This is a genomic window from Streptomyces sp. NPDC054975 (assembly GCF_053609105.1).
Genome location: NZ_JBSGWV010000008.1, coordinates 25626 through 49237, shown reverse-complemented (window position 1 = coordinate 49237; position 23612 = coordinate 25626). Strand labels below are relative to the sequence as shown.

The 23612-nt window shown below is 73.4% G+C and carries 17 protein-coding genes; 7 read left to right on the top strand and 10 right to left on the bottom strand.

All coding sequences use genetic code 11. The features are described 5' to 3' along the window. Positions 1-51 precede the first annotated feature (51 nt). Positions 52-1605 carry a cell division protein PerM gene (locus tag ACWF79_RS11415; RefSeq protein WP_453727847.1) on the bottom strand — a complete coding sequence of 518 codons (1554 nt, stop codon included), beginning with the start codon at positions 1603-1605 and terminating at the stop codon, positions 52-54. Positions 1606-1736: 131 nt separating this feature from the next. Between ACWF79_RS11415 and ACWF79_RS11410 the strand changes: the two genes are divergently transcribed. Further along, a complete protein-coding gene (locus ACWF79_RS11410) occupies positions 1737-3179 on the top strand; it encodes a sigma factor-like helix-turn-helix DNA-binding protein (protein WP_453727846.1) in 1443 nt (480 codons plus the stop codon). 85 nt (positions 3180-3264) lie between these two features. Here ACWF79_RS11410 and sucD read toward each other — a convergent pair whose 3' ends face one another. From sucD to ACWF79_RS11380, 6 genes are all read right to left on the bottom strand, one after another. Further along, positions 3265-4149, bottom strand: a complete 885-nt coding sequence (gene sucD / locus ACWF79_RS11405; RefSeq protein WP_260229316.1) for a succinate--CoA ligase subunit alpha — start codon at positions 4147-4149, stop codon at positions 3265-3267. Between the two features lie 20 nt (positions 4150-4169). Then, entirely contained in the window at positions 4170-5348 is a 1179-nt protein-coding gene (gene sucC, locus ACWF79_RS11400; protein WP_453727845.1) for an ADP-forming succinate--CoA ligase subunit beta, read from the bottom strand. A 400-nt stretch (positions 5349-5748) separates the two neighbouring features. After that, positions 5749-7026 carry a VWA domain-containing protein gene (locus ACWF79_RS11395; RefSeq protein ID WP_453727844.1) on the bottom strand — a complete coding sequence of 426 codons (1278 nt, stop codon included), beginning with the start codon at positions 7024-7026 and terminating at the stop codon, positions 5749-5751. An 8-nt stretch (positions 7027-7034) separates the two neighbouring features. Further along, positions 7035-9374, bottom strand: coding sequence for a DUF5682 family protein (locus ACWF79_RS11390; RefSeq protein ID WP_453727843.1), 2340 nt, complete (start codon positions 9372-9374; stop codon positions 7035-7037). Positions 9375-9640: 266 nt separating this feature from the next. Further along, positions 9641-10810: an ATP-binding protein gene (locus ACWF79_RS11385; RefSeq protein ID WP_453727842.1), complete on the bottom strand. Its 1170-nt coding sequence runs from the start codon at positions 10808-10810 to the stop codon at positions 9641-9643. Between the two features lie 110 nt (positions 10811-10920). Next, positions 10921-11322: a hypothetical protein gene (locus ACWF79_RS11380; protein ID WP_453727841.1), complete on the bottom strand. Its 402-nt coding sequence runs from the start codon at positions 11320-11322 to the stop codon at positions 10921-10923. A 145-nt stretch (positions 11323-11467) separates the two neighbouring features. On the opposite strand from ACWF79_RS11380, the gene ACWF79_RS11375 reads away from it, so the two are divergent. Together ACWF79_RS11375 and ACWF79_RS11370 are read left to right on the top strand one after the other, a co-directional pair. Further along, positions 11468-12838, top strand: coding sequence for an SWIM zinc finger family protein (locus ACWF79_RS11375; RefSeq protein WP_453727840.1), 1371 nt, complete (start codon positions 11468-11470; stop codon positions 12836-12838). A gap of 32 nt (positions 12839-12870) precedes the next feature. After that, positions 12871-14502: a DUF5691 domain-containing protein gene (locus ACWF79_RS11370; RefSeq protein ID WP_453727839.1), complete on the top strand. Its 1632-nt coding sequence runs from the start codon at positions 12871-12873 to the stop codon at positions 14500-14502. 112 nt (positions 14503-14614) lie between these two features. Here ACWF79_RS11370 and ACWF79_RS11365 read toward each other — a convergent pair whose 3' ends face one another. Beyond that, entirely contained in the window at positions 14615-15022 is a 408-nt protein-coding gene (locus tag ACWF79_RS11365) for a cobalamin B12-binding domain-containing protein (RefSeq protein WP_362426411.1), read from the bottom strand. Positions 15023-15318: 296 nt separating this feature from the next. On the opposite strand from ACWF79_RS11365, the gene ACWF79_RS11360 reads away from it, so the two are divergent. Then, positions 15319-16116, top strand: a complete 798-nt coding sequence (locus ACWF79_RS11360; protein WP_453727838.1) for an esterase/lipase family protein — start codon at positions 15319-15321, stop codon at positions 16114-16116. A 256-nt stretch (positions 16117-16372) separates the two neighbouring features. Next, on the top strand, positions 16373-17821 hold the full coding sequence (locus ACWF79_RS11355; RefSeq protein WP_453727837.1) for a M23 family metallopeptidase: 1449 nt from the start codon (positions 16373-16375) through the stop codon (positions 17819-17821). 67 nt (positions 17822-17888) lie between these two features. Here ACWF79_RS11355 and pcrA read toward each other — a convergent pair whose 3' ends face one another. Further along, positions 17889-20348 (bottom strand): DNA helicase PcrA, encoded by a 2460-nt coding sequence (pcrA, locus tag ACWF79_RS11350; RefSeq protein WP_453727836.1) that lies wholly within the window; start codon positions 20346-20348, stop codon positions 17889-17891. A gap of 278 nt (positions 20349-20626) precedes the next feature. On the opposite strand from pcrA, the gene ACWF79_RS11345 reads away from it, so the two are divergent. Beyond that, positions 20627-21799, top strand: a complete 1173-nt coding sequence (locus tag ACWF79_RS11345) for an NlpC/P60 family protein (RefSeq protein WP_453727835.1) — start codon at positions 20627-20629, stop codon at positions 21797-21799. 10 nt (positions 21800-21809) lie between these two features. On the opposite strand, the gene ACWF79_RS11340 is transcribed toward ACWF79_RS11345, so the two are convergent. Further along, positions 21810-22163: a hypothetical protein gene (locus ACWF79_RS11340; protein WP_453727834.1), complete on the bottom strand. Its 354-nt coding sequence runs from the start codon at positions 22161-22163 to the stop codon at positions 21810-21812. Positions 22164-22509: 346 nt separating this feature from the next. On the opposite strand from ACWF79_RS11340, the gene ACWF79_RS11335 reads away from it, so the two are divergent. Continuing rightward, positions 22510-23601 (top strand): NlpC/P60 family protein, encoded by a 1092-nt coding sequence (locus ACWF79_RS11335; RefSeq protein WP_453727833.1) that lies wholly within the window; start codon positions 22510-22512, stop codon positions 23599-23601. Positions 23602-23612 lie beyond the last annotated feature (11 nt).

The window sequence follows — 23612 nt, the reverse complement described above, 5'->3', positions numbered from 1 at the left end:
AGTAGCGGGAACGACAGCCAGGCGGCCACCGGGTGGCCGCCTGGCTGTCGCCTAGCTGTCGCCGTCCGCCGGAGGCGCCGAGGGCTGGGACTGGGGCGGCAGAGGCGGGGGCGGGGGCGGCAGGGCCGGTTCCCAGGCCGCCGGCAGGAAGTCGTACGACTCGAACCCGTCCTCGTCGTACGCGTCCTCGCGCCCGGCGCCGGCCGCGCCCTCGCCTTCGCCCTTGCCCTCGCCGTCGCCCTTGCCGTTGCCCTTGCCCGCGTCCACCGGCCCGCCGTCGGGGAGCCCGGCGGGGGCGAGCCGGGCCGAGGACCGGCCAGGAGTCCACCACAGCCCCCGGGACGGGGGCGTCGGCTTCGGCTCGCGCGCCGGCTTCGTGCCGCGCAGGCCCCAGGCCCGTACGCCCAGCGACACCGGCACCCCGACCGCCGCGCACCACAGCACCGCCGCCGCCCCGGTCTGCCACCACACCGGGCCGAACACCGAGAGCCGCCCCGAGCCGAGGGGCCCTCCGGCGGCCGCCGCGAGGAGCGCCGTCGCCGCCCCGCACACCCAGGCGCCGATCAGGGCCGTCAGCGCCGCCTCCCGGACTGTCCAGGCCCGCGCCGGCCTGCCCACACCCACGCCGAGGACCACGGCCGCCACGAGCGGGACCGTCACGGCGGCCCAGTGCGCCCAGCCGCCCGGGCCCTCGCCGGGCAGCGCGGCCAGGAGCGGGAAGGGCGGGACGGCCGTGGTGCCGGTGAGGCCCAGCGGCGTCGCCGAGGCGCCCGTACCGATCGCGAATCCTGGCCCAAGGGCGTACGAGGTTGCCCACACCGCCGCGTTCGGCACCAGTGCGGCGGCCAGGAGCAGCACCGACACGCGGCCCGACCACTCCCCCGCGAGTCCGGCGAAGGACTCCTGCGCGGCGCCCGCGTGCCAGACCAGCGAGGTCCCGAACACCGCCGCACCGCCGGCCAGCAGGACCACGAGCGCCGGGGTCACGGAGCGCAGGGCCACGGCGGCCTGTTCCTGGCGCGGGAGGGGCCGTCCGGCCGCCGTCCACGCGCCGAGCCCGGCGGACGCGGCCACCGTCGAGGGCAGCCACAGCCCCGCGGTCAGCAGGTCGGCCGGGAGCGGCCCGCTCGCCGAGTAGAGCACCACACCGGCCGCGACCAGCAGATACCCGCCGCACACGGCAGTCAGGGCCCCCAGCGCGGCCGCCGTGCCACCGCTCAGGGAGACCCCGTCCGACGCCTCCTCGGTGTACGGCTCCAGGGTGTCGCGCGTGGTCCGGTGCACCAGCCAGACCGGCACCGCCATGAGCAGCAGCGGGGCGACGCCGAGCGGCGCGGGCACGCCCGTGAGGGTCTCCGTGCGGATCAGGTCCACCCCGTGGGCCAGCAGCCACAGCCCGGCGGCCGTGTGCAGCGCCTCGCCGGGGCCGCTCTCGGGGTACGGCGAGCTGATCCACGCCGCCGTCACCAGGACCGCGAGCGCCCCGAGCCCGAGCCCCGCCGCCACCCCGCCGCGCACGAAGGCGACCGCCAGGTCGGCGGACCGGCCGCCCTGGACCAGCGGATCGGCCTGGAACGAGGGGGTGTGATCGGTCAGATGGGTCACGCGCCCATGCTGCCAACGACACGCGCTTTTCTCACGTAACAGGCAAAACGCCGTTGTGTCGCTCAAGATACGTTTATGTACTTTTCCGCCCGGAGCTGCTCTGCGGGAGGTCGTCGGCGATGAACCGGAGCATGCCCTCCCCCAAGGAGCGCCGCAGACTGCGCGTAGCCAGGGGATTGACCGAGGACCAGGTCGCGGAGGCCGTGGGCGTCACACGGGCCACGGTCCGCTCGTGGGAAAGCGGCCGCACCACACCACGCGGGCGCAAGCAGGAGGCGTACGCGAAGCTGATCGGCGCGTACGAGGACGAGAGCGCCCCCACCTCGACGCCCGCGCTCTCCCGCGAGCCCCGCACGCCCTCCGAGTCGTCCCTGTCGTCCGCGCAGGCGGCCGAGCCCGCGAGGCCCGCCGTGGGCGTCGCTGCCGCCGGCGCGGCGCCCTCCGCGAACACCCGCCCGAGGGCCGCGGCCAAGCGGTCCGCGAGGCCACCGAAGGCCCCTCCGGCGGCCAGCCTGGGCGTCGGCTCCGGCGCGGGCTCCGGCCAGAAGCCCCCGCGCGCCGTCCGTGCGGGCGCCCCGGCCGCCCAGCAGCCGCTGGAGAAGCTGAAACCGGTGGAGGCCCCACCCGCGCCGAAGCGCCCGCCCCACGCGCCGCGCCGGCTCGAGTCCCCGACTCCCCCGGCGCCCCCGGCCGCCGCGGAACCCCCGCCCCCGGGGGAGCGACCGGCCCGCGCGGAGCTGCCCCCGCCCGCCCCCGGAGAGCCGGTCAGGCTTTCGCTCACCCCGGAAGAGGCCTTCGACGCCCTCTACGCGCACGCCGCGCCCGGGCTCGTCCACCAGACGTACCTGCTCACCGGCCGTCGCCGGCTCTCCCGGGAGTCCGTCGAGCACGCCTTCCACCACGCCTGGCAGCACTGGCCCGAGGTCGCGGTCGACCGGGACCCGGTGGGCTGGGTGCGGGCGGCGGCGTACGAGTACGCGCTCTCCCCCTGGCACCGGCTGCGCCGCGCCCACAAGCACCCGGACGCCCCGCCCACCGAGACCGGGCGGCGGAACCTGCTCGCGGCGCTGCTCGAACTGCCGCCGCCGTATCGCCGTACCGTCCTGCTCTACGACGGGCTCGGCCTCGACCTGCCCGACACGGCGGCCGAGACCGAGGCGAGCACCCCCGCCGCCGCCAACCGCCTGCTGCACGCCCGTACCGTCATCGGTGAGCGCGTGCCCGAGCTGGCCGACGCCGACGCCCTGCACCGGAGGCTGAGCGCGCTGGTCGCGGAGGCTCCGACGGCGACGCTCGCGGACGCCCGGGCGGTACGGGCGGGCAGCGAGCGGCGCGCGCGGATGTGGACGCGGGCGGTGCTCGCCGTGACGGCGGCGCTCATCGGGGTGACGGCCTTCACGGCCGCGACCGCGCCGACGCAGTACCTTCCGCTGATCCATCCCGGCGAGACCGTCAACGGTGTCCCGGTGCGCGGTGGGCCGCAGCAGCTCACCCCGGAGGACGTGGAGCTGCGCGACAGCCTCCGCTCCCAGCCCCACCCCGGGCCCGAGCGTCTCGTCCCGGACCCGCACTAGCGGCCGTCCACGAACGCGCGTGGGCCCCGCCCCCGCCCGGTTTCCCGGGAGGGGGCGGGGCCCACCTGTGCGGTCGGACGCTGTTTCAGCCCGCGAGGATGGCGCGCGCCAGCTTGGCGGTCTCGGTCGGCGTCTTGCCGACCTTGACGCCGGCGGCCTCGAGGGCCTCCTTCTTCGCCTGGGCGGTGCCGGAGGAGCCGGAGACGATGGCGCCGGCGTGGCCCATGGTCTTGCCCTCGGGCGCGGTGAAGCCCGCGACGTAGCCGACGACCGGCTTGGTGACGTTCTTCGCGATGAAGTCCGCCGCGCGCTCCTCGGCGTCGCCGCCGATCTCGCCGATCATGACGATCAGGTCGGTGTCGGGGTCGGCCTCGAACGCCGCGAGGGCGTCGATGTGCGTGGTGCCGATGACCGGGTCGCCACCGATGCCGACGGCGGACGAGAAGCCGATGTCACGGAGCTCGTACATCATCTGGTACGTCAGCGTGCCGGACTTCGAGACCAGGCCGATGCGGCCCGGCTTCGTGATGTCGCCCGGGATGATGCCGGCGTTGGACTGGCCCGGGGTGATGAGACCGGGGCAGTTCGGGCCGATGATGCGGGTCTTGTTGCCCTTCGACTGCGCGTACGCCCAGAAGGCGGCGGAGTCGTGGACGGCGATGCCCTCGGTGATGACGACGGCGAGCGGGATCTCGGCGTCGATCGCCTCGACCACGGCGGCCTTGGCGAAGGCCGGCGGGACGAAGAGGACGGAGACGTTGGCGCCCGTCTTCTCCATCGCCTCGGCGACGGAGCCGAAGACCGGGACCTCGGTGCCGTCGAAGTCGACGGACGTGCCGGCCTTGCGGGGGTTCACGCCACCGACGATGTTGGTGCCGTCACCCAGCATGAGCTTGGTGTGCTTCATGCCCGTGGCACCGGTCATGCCCTGGACGATGACCTTGCTGTCCTTGGTGAGGAAGATAGCCATGGTGTGCTTGACCTCGTCCCTTACTTCGCAGCCGCGAGCTCGGCGGCCTTGTCGGCCGCGCCGTCCATGGTGTCCACACGCTGCACGAGCGGGTGGTTCGCGTCCGACAGGATCTTGCGACCCAGCTCCGCGTTGTTGCCGTCGAGGCGCACGACCAGCGGCTTGGTGACCTCTTCGCCCTTGGAGGCGAGGAGCTCCAGGGCCTGGACGATGCCGTTGGCGACCTCGTCACAGGCGGTGATGCCACCGAAGACGTTGACGAACACGGACTTGACGTCCGGGTCACCCAGGATGATCTCCAGGCCGTTCGCCATGACCTCGGCGGAGGCGCCGCCGCCGATGTCGAGGAAGTTGGCCGGCTTCACGCCGCCGTGGTTCTCACCAGCGTACGCGACGACGTCCAGGGTCGACATGACCAGGCCGGCGCCGTTGCCGATGATGCCGACCTCGCCGTCCAGCTTGACGTAGTTGAGGCCCTTGGCCTTGGCAGCAGCCTCGAGCGGGTTGGCTGCGTCCTTGTCCTCAAGGGCCTCGTGCTCGGGCTGACGGAAGTCGGCGTTGGCGTCCAGGGACACCTTGCCGTCCAGCGCCAGGATGTCGCCGGAGGCGACCTTGGCCAGCGGGTTCACCTCGACGAGGAGCGCGTCCTCGGCGACAAAGGTGTCCCACAGGGTGACCATGACCTCGGCGACCTTCTCGGCGACCTCGGCCGGGAACTGCGCCTGGGCGACGATCTCGCGGGCCTTCTCGATGGTCACGCCCTCGACGGCGTTGACCGGCACCTTCGCGAGCTTCTCGGGGGTCGTCGCGGCGACCTCCTCGATGTCCATGCCACCGGCGACGGAGGCCATGGCGAGGAAGGTGCGGTTGGTGCGGTCGAGGAGGTACGAGACGTAGTACTCCTCGAGGATCTCCGGAGCGGTCTCCGCGATCATCACCTTGTGGACCGTGTGGCCCTTGATGTCCATCCCGAGGATGTCCGTCGCGCGGGCGACGGCCTCGTCCGGGGTGGCGGCCAGCTTGACGCCGCCGGCCTTGCCGCGGCCGCCGACCTTCACCTGCGCCTTGACGACCGACTTGCCGCCAAGACGCTCGGTGGCCTCGCGCGCCGCCTCAGGCGTGTCGATGACTTCACCGGCCAGCACCGGTACACCGTGCTTGGCGAAGAGGTCCCTCGCCTGGTACTCGAACAGGTCCACGCGCGTCCGTCCCTTTTCTGATGATCGCGGTTCGTTGTCTGCGTGGGCGTGCCGCGAAGGGCAACGTGACTGCGCTGTCACAAGGGAGGCGTACACGGTGTCCGTGGACGCGGCATGTCCGTCTCGCAGGTTATCCCCGCAGGACGTTGGTCCCTAAATCGCAGGTCACACCGGAGCGGTGATACGGGTCACAGATCGTAGGGGTACGGAGGCGGTCCGTGGAGGACCGGGCCGGTGACCTCGGCACCCTCGGCACAGGTGGGAACAGGGCTCCGGGTGCCTCACGACCCGCCCGGCCCCGAAGTGAGGGACTCCACGGCCCGGATGTGATATGGGCCTCAGTGCGCCCGGGTGGGGCCGTGCGGGTGGCGTCGGAGCTACGGATTCCTGACCTACGCGGCTACGGATTCCGCAGCCCCTGGGCCGCGTCCGGCACGGGCAGGGGGCGCTTCTCGATCGCCGCGGCCATCACCTCGGGGAAGAGGTCGGGCGTGCAGGCGAAGGCCGGCGCGCCGAGTGCGGCGAGGGCCGCCGCGTGCTCGCGGTCGTAGGCGGGGGCGCCTTCGTCGGAGAGCGCGAGCAGGGCGACGAACTGCACGCCGGACGCCTTCATGGCCGCGACCCGCTTCAGCATCTCGTCGCGTATGCCTCCTTCGTAGAGGTCGCTGATGAGGACGACGACGGTGTCGGCCGGGCGGGTGATCCGCGACTGGCAGTACGCGAGGGCACGGTTGATGTCGGTGCCGCCGCCGAGCTGCGTGCCGAAGAGGACGTCGACCGGGTCGTCGAGCTGGTCGGTCAGGTCGACGACGGCCGTGTCGAAGACGACGAGCCGGGTCGCGATCGCCCGCATCGAGGCGAGGACGGCGCCGAACACGGAGGCGTAGACGACGGAGGCGGCCATGGAGCCGGACTGGTCGATGCAGAGGACCACGTCCTTCTTGACCGACTGGGCGGCGCGGCCGTGGCCGATGAGGCGCTCGGGGACGACCGTGCGGTACTCGGGCAGGTAGTTCTTGAGGTTGGCCCGGATCGTGCGGTCCCAGTCGATGTCCCGGTGGCGCGGGCGGCTGATCCGGGTGGAGCGGTCGAGCGCGCCGGTGAGGGTGGCCCGGGTGCGGGTGGCGAGGCGCTTCTCCAGGTCGTCGACGACCTTGCGGACGACGGCGCGGGCCGTCTCCTTGGTCGTCTCGGGCATGGCCTTGTTGAGGGAGAGGAGCGTGCCGACGAGATGGACGTCGGCCTCGACGGCCTCCAGCATCTCGGGCTCCAGGAGCAGCGTGGAGAGCCCGAGGCGGTCGATGGCGTCACGCTGCATGACCTGGACGACGGAGCTGGGGAAGTACGTCCTGATGTCGCCGAGCCAGCGGGCGACGGAGGGCGCGGAGCCGCCGAGCCCGGCGGACCGGTCACGTCCGGCGGCTCGGTCGCGTCCGGCGGCGCGGTGGTCGGCGCGGCCGTAGAGCGCGGTCAGGGCTCCGTCCATGGCGGCGTCCGTACCGGCGAGGGAGCAGCCTGTGCCGTCGGCCTCGCCGCCGCCGAGGACCAGGCGCCAGCGCCGCAGCCGTTCGTCGTGACCGGCTCCGCCTGCGGCGGGGCGGTCGGTCGTCACGGTCGTCGGTCCGGTCGTCGGTCCTGTCGTGGGTCCTGTCGTCTGTCCGGTGGTCGGTCCGGTCATCTGTCCGGTCATCGGTTCGCCCCCACGAGGTCGATGTCTCCCAGAATCAGTTCGAGCACCGGCAGGACACCGTCGGCCCGCTCCTCGTCGAGCGTGGCGCCGAAGCCGGGTGCGACGGCGTCCGTGCGGCTCGCGGCGGAGGCGGACGGGCCGCGGGCGACCAGCTCGCCGAGGGTGCGGCGCACGCCTGGTTCGTACGCCGAGAAGGTGCGGCGCAGCAGCGGCAGGACGTCGGTGAACGCGTCCGCCGTGACGCCGGTCAGCCAGGCGTCGACCAGGGCGAGCAGCCGTTCGTCGTGGACGAGGAGCATGCCTCCCCCTGAGGCGCCGCCGACGAAGCCGTCGATCCAGTCGGCCGCGTCGGCGGGCGGGGTGCCGGGTGAGAGGGCGAGGCCCATGAGCCGCGCGGCCTCCTCCTCCTCGAGCCGGCCCTCGTCGAGGAGAAGCCGGGCGGCCCGTCCCCGGATGGTGCCCGGCACGCTGTCGCGGGCGGCGAGCCCGCGCAGGACGCCGGCCCATCTCCGGCTCGTCCCCGTGGCGTCGGGGAGCAGCGGCAGCGCGCCGTGCACGGCGTCGAGATGGCCGCGCATCTCGGCGGCGGCGTCGGCGTCGAGGCCGGTGCAGGCCGGGGGCAGGCCGACGCAGATCCGCTCGGCGAGCCCGGTCGCGACCTCACCGAGCGCGGCGGTGTCGGTGGCGCGGACGTCTCCGTAGCGCAGGGAGCGGGCGAGGGCGGGGAGGGCCTGGGCGAGGTGGGCCACGTCGGTGTCGAGCGCGGCGCGGTCGGCGAGGGCGGTCATGACGACGGGGAGGGCGGCGCCGAGTCCGGCGAGCAGGCACTGCTCGGCGAGCGCGGTGACGTCCGCGAGCGCGGTCGCCTCCTGGGCGCGGGCCTCGGCCTTGGCGACGGCTGCCGAGCCGACGGTGGTGCCCCAGACGCCGGCCTCGGCGACCCGGACGTGCAGTTCGGGCTGCCAGCGCAGCCGCCAGGTCTCGCGGAAGGTGCCGGTGCTGCCGCGTCCGGCGACGGGCGCGCCCCATTCGACGGCGAGTAGCCGCAGGCGGTGGAGGAGGCGGCTGCGGGCGGCGTCGTTCTCCTTGCGCAGGTCGAGTTCGAGCTCCCGCTCCTGCGCCTCCGGCTTCAGGCGCAGGCTGCGCTGGAGCCGGGCGAGGTCACGCTGGAGCGGAACGGCGGGGGCGTCGTCGGGGACCTCGCCGAGGACGTCGCCGACGACGAGGCGGTCGCGCACGAGGTCCAGCGGGACGTCGGAGCCGTCGCACATCACGGCGCGTATGGCGTCGGTGGTCTCGCCGAGCCCGGCGAGCGGTCGGCCGCGCATCGCCGCGAGGGTCTCGGCGAGGCGGACGGCCTCGATGACGTGGGCTGAGGAGACGAAGGTGTCCTCCGCCCTGAGGAGGCCGGCGACCTTGGTCATCCAGCGCTCGATCGGGCGGTCGTGGGCGGCGAAGAGGTGTCCGTACCAGCCGGGGGCGTCGATGCCGGCGCCGTAGCCGGAGCGGCGGGCGAGGCGGCGGTGGGTCCAGGGCACCCACGTCATCGCGGTCTTCACCTTGGGCAGGCCCTTGAGCAGGGCGCGGTCGGCGGTGGCGGTCGTCGCGCGGGTCAGCGCGGGCACGTGCCAGGCGCCGCAGACCACGGCCACGTCGTCCCCGAACTCCTTGCGGGCGGCCCGGAGCTGGAGCCGCATGTACGCCTCGCGGACCAGGTCGCGGGCGTGGCCGCCGTGGCCGTACGTCTCGCGCAGGGCGCCCATGGCGTCGGCGAGCGCCTCGAACGGGGCGACGGGGTCGGCGGCGCCGCGCAGCTCGACGGCGTCCTCCCACCAGCGCTCGGGGTCGTCGTATCCGGCGGTACGCGCGAGTTCGGCGATCGGGTCGATGCGCAGGCCCTGGTCGGCCTCGTCCTCCTCGCCGTCGCCCCAGGTGGGGTCGGTGGCGGCGAGGGTGTGGGCGGCGGGGAGGTCGATGAAGCGGACGGCGGCGCCGTGGGCGAGGGCCCAGCGGATCGCCACCCATTCGGGCGAGAACTCGGCGAAGGGCCAGAACGCGGCGCGCCCCGGGTCGTCCACGGCGTGCCCGAGCAGCGCGACCGGCGGCCGCATCCCGTCGTCCCCGGCGAGCGCGAGGATCCCGTCGGCCTCGGGCGGCCCCTCGACCAGCACGGCCGCCGGCCGCCGCACCTCCAGCGCCCCCAGCACGGCCCGGGCCGACCCGGGCCCGTGATGCCGCACCCCGAGCAGGAGAGGCCCACCCGGCCGGGACAGGGCGGGGACGTCCCCGGCCGCCCTGGCCCCGGACGCGGACCCTGCCGCTCGGCTCCCGCGCACGGGCCCCCCGACCCGTCGCGCGGCAGCCGTCACCGCCGCGGAAGCCACGCCCGACGTCGGAGCCGAACCCGGCGCGGAAGCCGAACCCGTCGCGAGAGCCGCGCCCGTCGTCGGAGCCGAACCCGGCGCGAGAGCCGTGCCCGGTGACGTCGGATCCGAGCCCGGCGCGGAAGCCGAACCGGTCGCGAGAGCCACGTCCGTCGTCGGAGCCGAACCCGGCGCGGAAGCCGAACCGGTCGCGAGAGCCGTGCCCGGTGACGCCGCCGTCATGCGCTCACCTCGCGGCAGGCGCGGTAGAAATCCTTCCAGCCGTCTCGCTCACGGACGACCGTCTCCAGGTACTCCTGCCAGATGACGCGGTCCGCCGCCGGGTCGCGGACGACCGCGCCGAGGATGCCGGCGGCGACGTCGGCGGGGCGCAGGATGCCGTCGCCGAAGTGGGCGCAGAGCGCCAGGCCGCCGGTGACGACGGAGATCGCCTCGGCCGTGGACAGCGTCCCCGAAGGGGACTTGAGCTTGGTGCGGCCGTCCGCCGTCACCCCGTCCCGCAGTTCGCGGAAGACGGTGACGACCCGTCGGATCTCCTCCACACCCTCCGGCACGGCCGGGAGGTCCAGCGAGCGGCCGATCTGGTCGACGCGGCGCGCGACGATGTCGACCTCCGCCTCCGGGGTCGCGGGCAGCGGCAGCACGACCGTGTTGAAGCGGCGCCGCAGCGCGCTGGAGAGGTCGTTCACCCCCCGGTCGCGGTCGTTGGCGGTGGCGATCAGGTTGAAGCCCCGTACCGCCTGCACCTCCTGCCCCAACTCCGGTATCGGCAGGGTCTTCTCGGACAGGATCGTGATGAGTGTGTCCTGGACGTCGGCGGGGATGCGGGTGAGCTCCTCGACGCGGGCGGTCAGCCCTTCGGACATGGCGCGCATGACGGGGCTGGGCACGAGCGCGTCCCGGCTGGGGCCGTGGGCGAGCAGCCGGGCGTAGTTCCAGCCGTACCGGATCGCCTCCTCCGGCGTCCCGGCGGTGCCCTGCACCAGCAGCGTCGAGTCGCCGCTGACCGCGGCGGCGAGGTGCTCCGACACCCAGGTCTTGGCGGTGCCGGGCACACCGAGCAGCAGCAGCGCCCGGTCGGTGGCGAGCGTGGTGACGGCGACCTCGACGATCCGGCGCGGCCCGACGTACTTCGGTGTGATCACCGTGCCGTCGGGGAGCGTCCCGCCGAGGAGATAGGTGGCGACGGCCCACGGCGACAGCTGCCAGCGGGCGGGCCGCGGCCGGTCGTCGGCGGCGGCGAGCGCCTTGAGTTCGTCCGCGAAGGCGTGTTCGGCGTGCGGTCGCAGGGCCTCGGAGCCGAGGTCCGCGGCGGGCGGCACAGCGCCCGCCGCGGTGCCGGTTCCGGCACCGGCCACGGCGCTCGCGATGGTTTCGGACACGGTCATGGATCCCCCTCCAGATCGTTCGACCTGATGTGGGATCCACCGTGCACCATGCCACTGACAGTCGGCCGTAACCGCAGGTCAGCGGGGAACTGCGGCCGTGCGTACGGGTGTCAGCCGGCGATCGGGGAGACCGCGACGCAGCCTCCGGCCATCGCCTCCTGGCCCTTCGCCTCCTTGATGACCTTGCCGTCGTGGATGACCTTGCAGGTGAGGTCGGCCGGGTCGAGCGCCATGGGCATGACGGCGGGCGGCATGATCCCCTTCAGCGTCACCGTCTTCTTCCACGGGGTGGTCGGCTTCGCCTCGGTCTCCAGCTTCGGGTCCATGGCCGTACCGCTGCCGCCGTGGAACTGGATCGACTCGATGCCCTTGCCGGTGACCTCGTACGTGACCTCGTAGGTCTCGTTCACGGCCTTGTCGACCTGGTCGGCGGCCTCGGAGCAGGCGCCGAGGCCGAGCGCCAGGCCGGTGACGGCGAGCGCCGCGACGGCGGTGCGGATGGTGCGCTTCATAAGGGTCCCCCCAGCGGAGATCTGTGATCGGCCTCGGCAGACAATCGCGAAGAGCAGGCAAAGTCAAATGTCTCCCGCGGCCCGCTCACGCCTTCGAAAACGCAGGTCAAGTCCGTTGTCAGTGGCGCCCCCTACCGTCGAGGGCATGGACACACAGGGGGTGCGCTGGACGACGGATCAGGTGCTGGCACTGGCTCCTGACGACGCCTCGCGCAGAGCGGGAAGCAAACTCGGCACGGCCGGTCCGTGGTCGGGTACGGGCACCGGCGGAGAGGGGGCCGTCTGGGGCCTGTGCCGGGGCAGCGGCAGCAAGCCGTACCGGACGGTCGTCGACACGACGGGCCCGGCGTACGCGTGCAGTTGTCCCAGCCGGAAGTTCCCGTGCAAGCACGCGCTGGGGCTGCTGCTGCTCTGGGCCGGAGACACGGAGGCCTTCGCTCCGGGGGGCGACGTGCCCGACTGGGCGGAGACGTGGCTGGCGGGCAGACGCGAGCGCGCCGCCGCGCGCACGGGCGCCGCGGAGGGGAGCGGGCCGGCCGCCACCGCCGATCCCGAGGCCGCACGGCGCAGGGCGGAGCGGCGCGCGGCCCGGATCACCTCGGGCGCCGAGGAGTTGGAGCAGCGCCTCGCCGACCTGCTGCGCGGCGGCCTGGCCTCGGCGGAAGGCGCCGGGTACGCCTTGTGGGAGGAGACGGCGGCCCGCATGGTCGACGCCCAGGCGCCGGGGCTCGCGGGCCGGGTCAGGGAGTTGGGCGCGATACCGGGCTCGGGTCCCGGCTGGCCGGTCCGGCTCCTGGAGGAGTGCGCGCTGACCCATCTCCTCGACCGGGCCTGGCTCTCCGTCGACCGCCTGCCGGGCCCGCTCGCGGCGACCGTGCGGACCCGGGTGGGCCTGACCTCGCCCGCCGAGGGCCCTTCGGTGCGGGACCAGTGGCTGGTCCTCGCCCAGTACGACACGGGTGACGGCAAGCTGACGACCCGCCGCGTCTGGCTGCACGGCAGCGCCACCGGGCGCACGGCCCTGCTCCTCTCCTTCGGCGCGGCCGGTCGCGCTCCCCAACTGGCCCTGCCCGTGGGCGCGGTCGTCGACGCCGCGCTCGTCCTCCACGCCGGCGCCGGGGCGCTCCGCGCGGAGCTGGGCGAGCAGTTCGCCGCTCCGTCGCCGCTCGACGCCCCGCCCCGGGGCGGCACGGTCGGCGACGCGCTCACGGCGTACGGCCTCGCCCTGCGGGAGGACCCCTGGCTGGACTCCTGGCCGGTGACGCTCTCCGACGTCGTCCCGATACCGACGGAGCACGGCTGGCAGCTCGCCGACGCGACGCCGGGGCCGGACGCCGCCCCGGGCGAGGCGCTGCCGCTGAGCGGCGCCGCGCTCGGACGGCCCGGCCTGTGGCGGCTCGCCGCACTCTCCGGCGGCGGCCCGGTGACCGTCTTCGGGGAGTGCGGGCACCGGGGGTTCACCCCGCTCGCCGCCTGGTCGGCCGACGCCCCGGGCGAGACGGTCCCGCTCCACTGAACCCCGATCGGTACGACGGCCTGGAGGCCTCCATGGACGCCTGGGAAGAACTCGTCACGTCGGCGCTGCTGGGCACGGACCGCAGGCCGCCCGCACTCCCCGCGCTCGCCCCACGCGCGGCGCGCTCCGCGCTCACCGACGCCGGGGCCGGCGGCGCTCCCGTCGCCCTGCTCGACGCCGCCGCTCTGCACACCGTACGGAGAAGGGCGGGCCTGCGGCCCGGACCCGCCGTCCCGGCACCCGAGCCGGCACCGGAGGACCACCGCAGACCGCTGCCCGAGGCCGCCCGCCGTCGGCTCGGCCAGCTCCTCGCGGGCCGCGCCGCCCCCGCACCGTCCGGCGGGCGGCGCGGCGCGGCGCCCGACCTCGCCGAGCTGCTCCCCCAGTGGCTCGCCGCCGCCAACGCACACGGCTACAGGGCCCCGGCGTCCGCGCTGCCCGCTCTCCTCGACGCCGCCCGCGCCCGCACGGACCTGCGGCCCCAGGCGCTCACCCTCGCCGGGCCGCGCGGCCTGTGGCTGGCCCGGCTCAACCCGGACTGGAAGTTCGCCCTGCGCGGTGCGGGAAGCGGCGCCGCGCTCCCCGACGCCCGGGACGGCGAGGCGGTCAAGGCCCTGTGGGACGAGGGCCTTTTCGCCGAGCGGGTCGCGCTGCTCACCGCCGTACGGACCGAGGACCCGGCGGCCGCGCTGGCCCTGCTGCGGTCCACCTGGGCGGCGGAGCGGGCCGAGGACCGGCTGATGTTCCTGGACTCGCTGCGGGCCGGACTCTCCGACGCGGACGAGGAGTTCCTGGAGGAGGCCCTGTCCGACCGCAGCCGTAATGTCCGCTCGACCGCCGCCGAACTGCTCGCCGCCCTGCCCGGCTCGGCGCTCGCCGGCCGCATGGCGGACCGGGCGACGTCCTGTGTGTCCCTCGACCGTACGGAAGGCGGCGCGACGATCGTGGTCGAGGCGCCGCACGAGTGCGACGCCGGGATGCAGCGGGACGGAGTCGTCGCCACCCCGCCGACGGGCCGGGGCGAGCGGTCGTGGTGGCTGGGCAAGCTGGTCGACTCGGCGCCGCTGTCGTGCTGGCCGGCGCGGTTCGGGGGGCGCTCGCCCGAGGAGATCGTGGCGCTGCCGGTGGCGGACGACTGGGAGGGCGAGCTGCACGCGGCGTGGTGTCGCGCGGCGGTCCGCCAGCGGGACGCCGACTGGTCGCGGGCGCTGCTCGGTTCTCCGGCAGTCCCGCCGGCGACGGGCCCGGGCACGTCGTCGCTCGCGGAGCGGGCGCAGTTGCTCTCGACACTGCCGGACGAGGAACGGGCCCGCTGGGTCGCCTCGTTCATCGCTGCGCACGGCCTCTCGGAGGCGTTCCAGCTCCTCGGCGTCTGCACGGTGCCCTGGTCGGGTCCCCTGGGCGGCGCGGTGATCGACGCGCTGGACATCGCCCGGGACGCGGGCAGCTACCCGTGGAGCTTCAGCGGCGTGATGGGCCTCGCGGAGCGCTGCCTCTCCCCGGAGGCCGCCGCCCAACTGGAGTCCCTGACCGCCCTCACCGCCGAACCGGAAGACGCGTCCCCGGGAGCGGGTGGCTACTGGTCGGAGGCGTTCCAGCGCCTGGTCTCCACCCTGCGCCTGAGATCCCAGATGCAGGCGGAGCTGGCGCCCCCGCAGCCCTGACCCCACGCGGCCGCACAGGGCGGCGCGGGCTCCCGGACCGGCGGGTGAGGCAGCCGCCGGTCCCGGAGCCCGCGGCGCGGGCCAGGGGTGCCCTGTGGATCAGGCCGGGCCCCTAGGCGGCGACGCGGACGTTCGCGTTCACCCATTCGACGATGGATGTCGTCGTCGCGCCGGGCGTGAAGATCTCCGCCACGCCCTTCTCCTTCAGCGGCGCGATGTCCGCCTCCGGGATGATCCCGCCGCCGAAGACCTTGATGTCCTCCGCGTCGCGCTCCTTCAGCAGCTCCAGGACCTTCACGAACAGCGTGTTGTGCGCTCCCGAGAGGATCGACAGGCCGATCGCGTCGGCGTCCTCCTGGATCGCCGTGTCCACGATCTGCTCGGGCGTCTGGTGCAGCCCCGTGTAGATGACCTCCATACCGGCGTCGCGCAGCGCCCGCGCGATCACCTTGGCCCCACGATCGTGGCCGTCGAGACCCGGCTTGGCCACCACCACGCGGATCGGACCGGTCACACCCATCTCAGCCTCCACATGCGACCCCCGCGCTTCATTGCCCCGGGGAAGTGAACGAACGTTATCGCCAGCATCCCGCACCCCGCCGTTTCGCGGAGGGCTCCGAGGGGGAAATCACACATGGGACATGTTCGCTCTGCGCAGGACCCTCCCGGGCCCTCCCCCTGGGCCCACCAGCCGCAAAGGGCCGTGCGCAAGGGAGCCGCTACGGGGTAGCAGTACGTCCGGGCCGCAGCCGCCGGTCCGGACGTACTGCACACCGCATGCCGTTCGGCGCCCGCCTGCCGTTCGGGAGGTCGCCGATGGAGCTCACCAGGCTCACGAAGGTCACCACTGCGCTGAAGGCAAACGCCCTCGAGCTGGCGATCCTCACCGGCCACCTGTTCCTCTACCCCTCCGGGATGGTCGCCGAGCGCCTCGCCGACGACACGCCCGGCGAGGACGGCGCGGGCCCCAGGCCGGGCACAGGGCGGCCCGTCGTCCTTCTCCACGGCTTCGTCGACAACCGCTCCGTCTTCGTCCTGCTGCGCCGCTCCCTCCTCCGCAACGGCCGTCACCGGGTCGAGTCGTTCAACTACTCTCCGCTCACCTGCGACCTCCGCGCCGCCGCCGCGCTCCTCGGCCGCCACATCGAAGAGCTCCGCGCCCGGACCGGCCACCGCGAGGTCGACATCGTCGGGCACAGCCTGGGCGGCCTCATCGCCCGCTATTACGTACAGCGCCTGGGCGGTGACGCACGGGTGCGCACGCTCGTCATGCTCGGCACCCCGCACGCCGGCACCACCGCCGCCCCCTGGGCCGGCGCCCATCCCCTCGTACGCCAGATGCGCCCCGGTTCGGACGTGCTCCAGGAGCTCGCCGAGCCCGCCCCCGGCTGCCGGACGCGCTGCGTCAGCTTCTGGAGCGACCTGGACCAGGTGATGGTCCCGGTGGAGACGGCCCGTCTGGACCATCCGGATCTGCGGGTGCACAACGTACGGGTCAGCGGCATCGGCCATCTCGCCCTGCCGGTGCACCCGACGGTGGCGGCGGGAATCCGCGCGGCGCTCGACGCCGACGACGCGGAAGCGTCCGAGCCCGGAGCGGCCTCCGTGGCGTGAGCCGCAGGCGAATCCTCGACGCCTGACGACCCGCCAGAAGGCGCCTGTTCTTCGAACGTTCCTCGAACACAGAGCCAAAGCTCTCCCCCGAGGCCACCGAAACACGGCCGATTGCCCGTTTCCTGTGGACCCAAAACCCTCGGAAGATTGTCGCTTGCGTATACCGCCGGGTACAGTCGCGCCACTGCTTTACCCCGGGACACCCTCATCGGGATCGCCCCGGACTGGTTCTGCCGCCGAGGCGAGAGAGAAGTTGGTGAACGACCAGCACCCCCACGCCGGGTACGTCGGAGACGGCGCCCACAGCACCGGCAGCTTCGCCACCGACCCGCTCTTCGGCACCCTCCCGGGCGGTTACGACGCCGGTCACAGCGGCCAGTACGACAGCACGCAGTGGAACGGCACGCAGCAGTGGGACACCGCCGCGTACGGCACCACCGGTCAGTACGACACCACCGCGTACGACACGACCGGCCAGTGGGACGCCTCCGCCTGGAACGAGGCGCAGCAGACCGGTCAGTACGAGACCGCGCACCTCACCTCGTACGACACCACGGGCCAGTGGACGACCCCCGCCTTCGAGACGGGGACGTACGACGCCACCGCCTGGAACTACGCCGCGCCGCAGCAGGATGTCCTGGTCGCCGAGCCCGTCGTTCCGCAGCAGTACACCCCTGACTACGAGTACGAGTTCGTCCCCGAGCCGCAGGCCGAGCAGACCGCCGCGTACGAGGAGAGCACGTACGACGAGGCCGCGTACGCGGAGACCGCCTACGCGGGCGAGTCCACGTACGAGCAGGGCTACGAGCACGACTACACCTACGCGCACGACCACGACGAAGCGGCCATGGAGATCCTCACGGAGACCCCGGCCGTCCCGGAGCAGGCCGCCGGCTCCACCGCCGCGTCCGCCGCCACCGCCGGCCGCCCCGTGCGCCGCTCCTCCGGTGGCAGCCGAGGCCGGCGCCGTACGCCCGCCAAGCGCTCCGCGCTGCTGACCGTCGCCGTCCCGTCCGCCTGCGTCATGGGCGTTGCCGGGATCGCCGCCGCCTCGGTCAGCGGCCTGACGGACCCGGCCGCCGGTACGAAGGACGACACGACGGCGCTCGCCGCCGCCGACCCCGCCTCGGTGAAGCCGGTCGCCGCCAACAACAAGCTGGACACCCAGCTCGCCGCGCTGAGCGCCGACGCCCGCGACTTCGGTGACCGCGCCAGCCGCACCCAGGAGCGCATCGACCTCAAGGCCCGCCAGGAGGCGGAGCGGAAGAAGCGCGAGGAGGAGGCGGCCCGCAAGGAGGCGCTGCGTCCCAAGTTCGCGCTGCCGGTGAAGCTGCACCAGCTCAGCGCGAGCTACGGCCAGGCGGGCGTCAACTGGATGTCCGTGCACACCGGTATCGACTTCCCCGTGCAGTACGGCACGAAGGTGATGGCCGCGACCGACGGCACCGTCCGCACCCAGTACAACTCCGCCTACGGCAACATGGCGATCGTGACCGCGCCGGACGGCACCGAGACCTGGTACTGCCACCTGAGCAGCACCAAGATCCGCTCGGGCAAGGTCCAGGCCGGCGACGTCATCGCGTACTCGGGCAACTCGGGCAACTCCACCGGTCCGCACCTCCACTTCGAGGTCCGCCCGGGCGGCGGCGCGGCGATCGACCCCGAGGCATGGCTGCGCAGCCACGGCCTCAGCCCGACGGGCTGACGCCTGTCGTAGCGACGAAGCGAGAGGGGCCCCGGCCGAAGCCGGGGCCCCTCTCGCATGCGTACCGCTACAGCTTCTCGACCGGCGCGTACCGCAGCAGCAGCCGCTTGGGCTTCTCGTCGCCGAAGTCGATGGTCGCCTGCGCGTCGGCGCCGGCGCCCGTGACCTGCATGACCGTGCCGAGGCCGAACTGGTCGTGCGTGACCCGGTCGCCGACCTGGAGCGCGATGACCGGCTTGTCGCTGGTGCGGCGGGTGGCGAAGCCCGAGGGGCCCGAGCGCGAGAGGGAGGAGGAGAGCGAGGAGGTGATCCCCGAGGTCGGCCCGGCGGGCTTGACCATCGGGCCGGTCCGCTTCCACTCCAGATACGTCGGCGGGATCTCCTCCAGGAAGCGCGACGCCGGGTTGTACGAAGGCTGGCCCCAGGCGCTGCGCATCGAGGATCGCGTCAGATACAGCCGCTCGCGGGCGCGCGTGATGCCCACGTACGCGAGCCGCCGCTCCTCCTCCAGCTCCTTGGCCTGGCCGAGGGCGCGCATGTGCGGGAAGACGCCGTCCTCCATGCCGGTCAGGAAGACCACCGGGAATTCGAGGCCCTTGGCGGTGTGCAGGGTCATCAGCGTGATGACGCCCGACCCCTCCTCGTCCTCGTCGGGGATCTGGTCGGAGTCGGCGACGAGCGCGACCTTCTCCAGGAACTCGGCCAGGGTACCGGTCTCGTCCTCACCGCGCTCCTGCTCGAACTCCAGGGCCACGGCGGCCAGTTCCTGGAGGTTCTCGATGCGGGTCTCGTCCTGCGGGTCGGTGGAGGCCTGCAGCTCGGCGAGGTACCCGGTCCGCTCCAGGACGGCTTCGAGGACGACGGCCGGACCGGCGCCGGAGTCCACGATCGTGCGGAGCTCCTCCATGAGGGTGTTGAAGCGCTTGACCGCGTTCGCGGAGCGCGCCGCCATGCCGTACGCCTCGTCGACCCGCTTCAGCGCCTGCGGGAAGGTGATCTTCTCCCGGAGGGAGAGGGCGTCGATCATCGCCTCGGCGCGCTCGCCGATGCCGCGCTTGGGCACGTTCAGAATGCGGCGCAGCGGGACGTTGTCCTCGGGGTTGGCGAGGACGCGCAGGTAGGCGAGGACGTCGCGGACCTCCTTGCGCTCGTAGAAGCGCACGCCACCGACGACCTTGTAGGGCAGGCCGACGCGGATGAAGATCTCTTCGAAGACACGGGACTGGGCGTTGGTCCGGTAGAAGACGGCGACGTCGCCGGCCTTGGCGTCGCCCGCGTCCGTGAGCCGGTCGATCTCGTCGGCGACGAACTGGGCCTCGTCGTGCTCGGTGTCGGCGACGTAGCCGGTGATCTGCGCGCCCGCGCCCGCGTTCGTCCACAGGTTCTTGGGGCGGCGGGACTCGTTGCGCTCGATGACGGCGTTGGCGGCGGAGAGGATCGTCTGCGTGGAGCGGTAGTTCTGCTCCAGGAGGATCGTCGTCGCGTTCGGGTAGTCCTCCTCGAACTGGAGGATGTTGCGGATGGTCGCGCCACGGAAGGCGTAGATCGACTGGTCCGCGTCACCGACGACGCACAGCTCGGCCGGGTCCAGGTCCTCGTACCCGGTGCCGACCAGTTCCCGTACGAGGGTGTACTGGGCGTGGTTGGTGTCCTGGTACTCGTCGACGAGGACGTGGCGGAAGCGGCGGCGGTAGTGCTCGGCGACGTCCGGGAAGGCCTGGAGCAGGTGGACCGTCGTCATGATGATGTCGTCGAAGTCCAGGGCATTGGCCTCGCGCAGCCGCGCCTGGTACATCCGGTACGCCTCGGCGAGCGTCTTCTCGAAGCCGTCGGCGGCCTGGTCGGCGAAGGTCTCCTCGTCGATCAGCTCGTTCTTCAGGTTCGAGATCTTGGCGTTGAAGGACTTCGGCGGAAACTTCTTCGGGTCGAGGTCCAGGTCGCGGCAGACCAGCGCCATCAGGCGCTTGGAGTCGGCGGCGTCGTAGATCGAGAAGGACGACGTGAAGCCGAGCCTCTTGCTCTCGCGGCGCAGGATGCGGACGCACGCGCTGTGGAAGGTCATGACCCACATGGCGTTGGCGCGCGGGCCCACGAGGTGCTCGACGCGCTCCTTCATCTCGCCGGCGGCCTTGTTGGTGAAGGTGATCGCCAGTATCTGGCCGGGGTGGACGTGCCGGGTGGCCAGGAGGTGGGCGATGCGGTGGGTGAGCACCCGGGTCTTGCCGGAGCCGGCGCCCGCGACGATGAGCAGCGGGGAGCCGGTGTGGACGACGGCGGCGCGCTGCTGCTCGTTCAGCCCGTGCAGGAGCGCGGCGGCGTCCACGACGGGGCGGGGGGCTCCGTCGCGGTAGTGCGTGTCCCGGACCGGCGGCGCGTCGAAGCGCCCCTCGAAGAGGTCGTGCGGGACCTCCTCCGCGGCCGGGACGCCGTGGGCGTGGTGCTCGTCGTCCTCGGGCGGGGGCGGAGGCTCCTCCGAGGAGTGGTTCTGGAGGCTCGCCAGGAAGCTGTCGTCAAAGAGGCTGCTCATCGCCTATCGAGTCTAGGCCGCCGCACTGACAGCCCGCTGCCACCTCCTGAAGTGACCGGTATATCACGGACGGTGACAGTCCGCTTCAGGTCACGAAAATGTATCGGGCATATCGAACATCGGCCTTCCCACCCGCACCGCGGGTTGGCTAGCGTGCTCGCCCAGGCAGCCCGTCCCCTCCGGCGGCGAAACGCGCCGAGCGGGCCGCTCACGCCGAACCCGGCCTGCCTCCGGGCAGTTGAAACGCCGGTCGTCCCTCTCGGCGGCCACGGAAGGAGATGCCGGTCTTGGCGTCCCATCGCAAGCCGCGCACCACACGTTCGCACTCCCCCGCCGTCGGGGTCACGACGGCCGCCCTCGCCGGAGTCACCCTGCTGACCACGCAGAGTGCCCAGGCCGCGCCCGCCGCCCCGCCGAAGCCCACGGTGGAGGAGGTCCAGAAGAAGGTCGACGACCTCTACCGGCAGGCCGGCACGGCGACGCAGCAGTACAACCGCGCCAAGGAGTCCACCGACGAACAGCGCCGCAAGGTCGACGGCCTGCTCGACGACGTGGCCCGGCGCACGGAGGAGATCAACGAGTCGCGGCGGGCACTCGGCTCGTACGCGGCGGCGCAGTACCGGGCGGGGGCCGTCGGCCCGACCGCCGCGCTGATCTTCGCGGACAGCCCGCAGTCGTACTTCGACCAGACCCACCTCATGGACCGGCTCTCCGAGCGGCAGCGCGGCGCGGTGGCGGAGTACGAGGGCAAGCGCGTCGCGGCGGCGAAGCAGCGCGCGGAGGCGACGAAGAGCCTGGACGCCCTGACCGAGTCGCAGGCGACGCTGCGCACCACCAAGGAGACCGTGCAGCGCAAGCTGGGCGAGGCCCGGACGTTGCTGGACCGGCTGACGGCCGAGGAGAAGAAGCGGCTGGCGGAGCTGGAGCGCAAGCGGGAGGCCGAGGCGCGGCGCAAGGCGGAGGCGCGGGCGAAGGCGGAGGCCGAGGCGCGGGCGAAGGCGGAGGAGGCCGAGCGGCGCAGGCAGGAGGAGGCCCGGCAGACGCAGCCCACCCAGCCCGCCGATCCGCCCCCGCCGCCCGCGGACGGCGGCTCGACGTACGCGGCGAAGGCGGAGAAGGCGCTGGCCTTCGCCCGGGCCCAGATCGGCAAGCCCTACGTGTGGGGCGCGACGGGCCCGAGTTCGTACGACTGCTCGGGCCTGACGCAGGGCGCCTGGAAGGCCGCGGGCGTCGACCTGCCCCGGACCACCTGGGACCAGGTGAAGGTGGGGACGCGGGTCGCGACGGCCGATCTCCTCCCCGGCGACCTCGTCTTCTTCTACGACGACATCAGCCACGTCGGCCTGTACATCGGCGGCGGGAAGATGATCCACGCGCCGAAGCCGGGCGCGAACGTGCGCGAGGAGTCGATCTACTACATGCCGATCTACGGCAGCGTGCGCCCGGCCTGAACCGGTTCCGTCAGGTCCAGAGGGTCGCGATGAAGATGTTCGCGACCGTCAGGCCGCCCACGGCGCCGAAGAGGCCCTTGTCGACCGTCTCCTCGTCCCGCTTCACGTAGACCAGGGCGAGGATGACGACCAGGACGGCCATCTTGATGCCGATTTTCACGTTGTTGACCGTCTGGTCGTCCGCCTGGTTGAGGCCGACCAGTGCGACGCCGGTGATCAGCATCGTGAGCGCGCCGTGCAGCATGGCGGGGCTGAAGCGGGCCGTACCCGCTCCCATGGCCTTCATCTGCGTGAGGAATCCGCCGAGCAGGGAGGCGATTCCGATGATGTGCAGGGCGACGAAGACATTGATGAGGACGTCCATGGGGCGGAGCCTAACCGGGGCATAGCACCTGCGTTCGGCCGGGTCCAGCTCGTCGGGCTCTTCGGTCACGCCCGCGTCGGAATGCGGCGTCCTCCCGTCGCGACGGCCGGACGGGAACGGTCCCCAAGCGTCAACTGGCGCCAATAGCGGTCAACTCCCCGCCGCCGCCCGAGGGTCAGGTTTAGCGTCCTCCTCCAGGTGGCCGGCTCCCCACCACCGTCGGTCCGTCCGGCGGCAGTCGGCCGCCCCCGCCGAGAAATCCGGCGGTGGGCCGTCTCCCCTGTGCGGTCCACCGCCGGACCCGGTGGGCATCGACCCCCTCAGGGAGAGGATGTGACCCGCCCTCGTGGCAGCGCACCGGAAGCCCAAGCACTCCGCCCTCGGTGGCCAGGCGGCGCGGACCGCCGCCACGTTCGCCCTCGCCTCGGCGGCGACGGCGACCGTCTTCGAGGGCTCCGGGCACGCCGAGCCCCGGCTCACCCCCGCTCAGGTCAAGGCGAAGGTGGACCGGCTGTACCAGGAGGCCGAGGTGGCCACCGAGAAGTACAACGGCGCCAAGGAGAAGGCGGACGCGGCGCGCGGCGCCCTCGACCGGCTGCGGGACGAGTCGGCCCGCAGGACCGATCGGCTCAACACCGCGCGCAACGGGCTCGGTTCCATCGCCGCCGCGCAGTACCGCTCCGGCGGCCTGGACCCCGCCGTGCGGCTCGCGCTCAGCTCCGACCCGGAGCAGTACCTGGCGCGCGCCGCCATCGCCGAGAAGGCCGGAGAGCGGCAGGCGGCGGCGATCACGTCCGTACGGCGTGAACTCACCGGCATCCGCCAGCTGCGGGCCGAGGCGGACAGGCGGCTGATCGAACTGCGCGGGCACGAGGCCGATCTGCGGCAGCAGAAGGCGGCCGTGCAGGGCAAGCTCGCGCAGGCGCGCTCGCTGCTGGCCCGGCTGACCGCAGAGGAGCGGGCGCGGTACGAGGCGGCGGCATCCGGCTCGGGGCGGGGCGACTCCGGTGGCTCTCAGGCCGCCTCGGACACGGCCGGGAGCCGGGCCGACCGGGGCTCGGCGCCGCGCGGCCCGGTCACGGCGCCGAACAGCCGCGCCGCGCAGGCGATCTCCTTCGCCCGGGACCAGATCGGCAAGCCGTACGTGTGGGGCGCCACGGGGCCGTCGGCGTACGACTGCTCGGGGCTGACGCAGGCCGCCTGGCGCGCGGCCGGGGTGTCGCTGCCCCGGACGACGTACACGCAGATCAACGCGGGGCAGCGGGTCTCCCGCTCCGAACTGGCCCCGGGCGACCTGGTGTTCTTCTACTCCGGCATCAGTCACGTCGGGCTGTACGTCGGCGGCGGCCAGATGATCCACGCGCCCCGGCCGGGCGCGCCGGTGCGGGTCGCCCCGATCGACGAGATGCCCTTCGCGGGGGCCACCCGGGTGGGGTGACGCGCGGGGGG

Bases quoted from the DNA above. Each gene is read 5' to 3' on its own strand.
- ACWF79_RS11370 (WP_453727839.1), top strand. From the start codon at position 12,871: ATGGACGCCTGGGAAGAACTCGTCACGTCGGCGCTGCTGGGCACGGAC.
- ACWF79_RS11395 (WP_453727844.1), bottom strand. From the start codon at position 7,026: ATGACCGGACCGACCACCGGACAGACGACAGGACCCACGACAGGACCG.
- ACWF79_RS11360 (WP_453727838.1), top strand. From the start codon at position 15,319: ATGGAGCTCACCAGGCTCACGAAGGTCACCACTGCGCTGAAGGCAAAC.
- ACWF79_RS11380 (WP_453727841.1), bottom strand. From the start codon at position 11,322: ATGAAGCGCACCATCCGCACCGCCGTCGCGGCGCTCGCCGTCACCGGC.
- sucD (WP_260229316.1), bottom strand. From the start codon at position 4,149: ATGGCTATCTTCCTCACCAAGGACAGCAAGGTCATCGTCCAGGGCATG.
- ACWF79_RS11410 (WP_453727846.1), top strand. From the start codon at position 1,737: ATGCCCTCCCCCAAGGAGCGCCGCAGACTGCGCGTAGCCAGGGGATTG.
- ACWF79_RS11365 (WP_362426411.1), bottom strand. From the start codon at position 15,022: ATGGGTGTGACCGGTCCGATCCGCGTGGTGGTGGCCAAGCCGGGTCTC.
- ACWF79_RS11375 (WP_453727840.1), top strand. From the start codon at position 11,468: ATGGACACACAGGGGGTGCGCTGGACGACGGATCAGGTGCTGGCACTG.
- pcrA (WP_453727836.1), bottom strand. From the start codon at position 20,348: ATGAGCAGCCTCTTTGACGACAGCTTCCTGGCGAGCCTCCAGAACCAC.
- ACWF79_RS11385 (WP_453727842.1), bottom strand. From the start codon at position 10,810: ATGACCGTGTCCGAAACCATCGCGAGCGCCGTGGCCGGTGCCGGAACC.
- ACWF79_RS11345 (WP_453727835.1), top strand. From the start codon at position 20,627: ATGCCGGTCTTGGCGTCCCATCGCAAGCCGCGCACCACACGTTCGCAC.
- ACWF79_RS11340 (WP_453727834.1), bottom strand. From the start codon at position 22,163: ATGGACGTCCTCATCAATGTCTTCGTCGCCCTGCACATCATCGGAATC.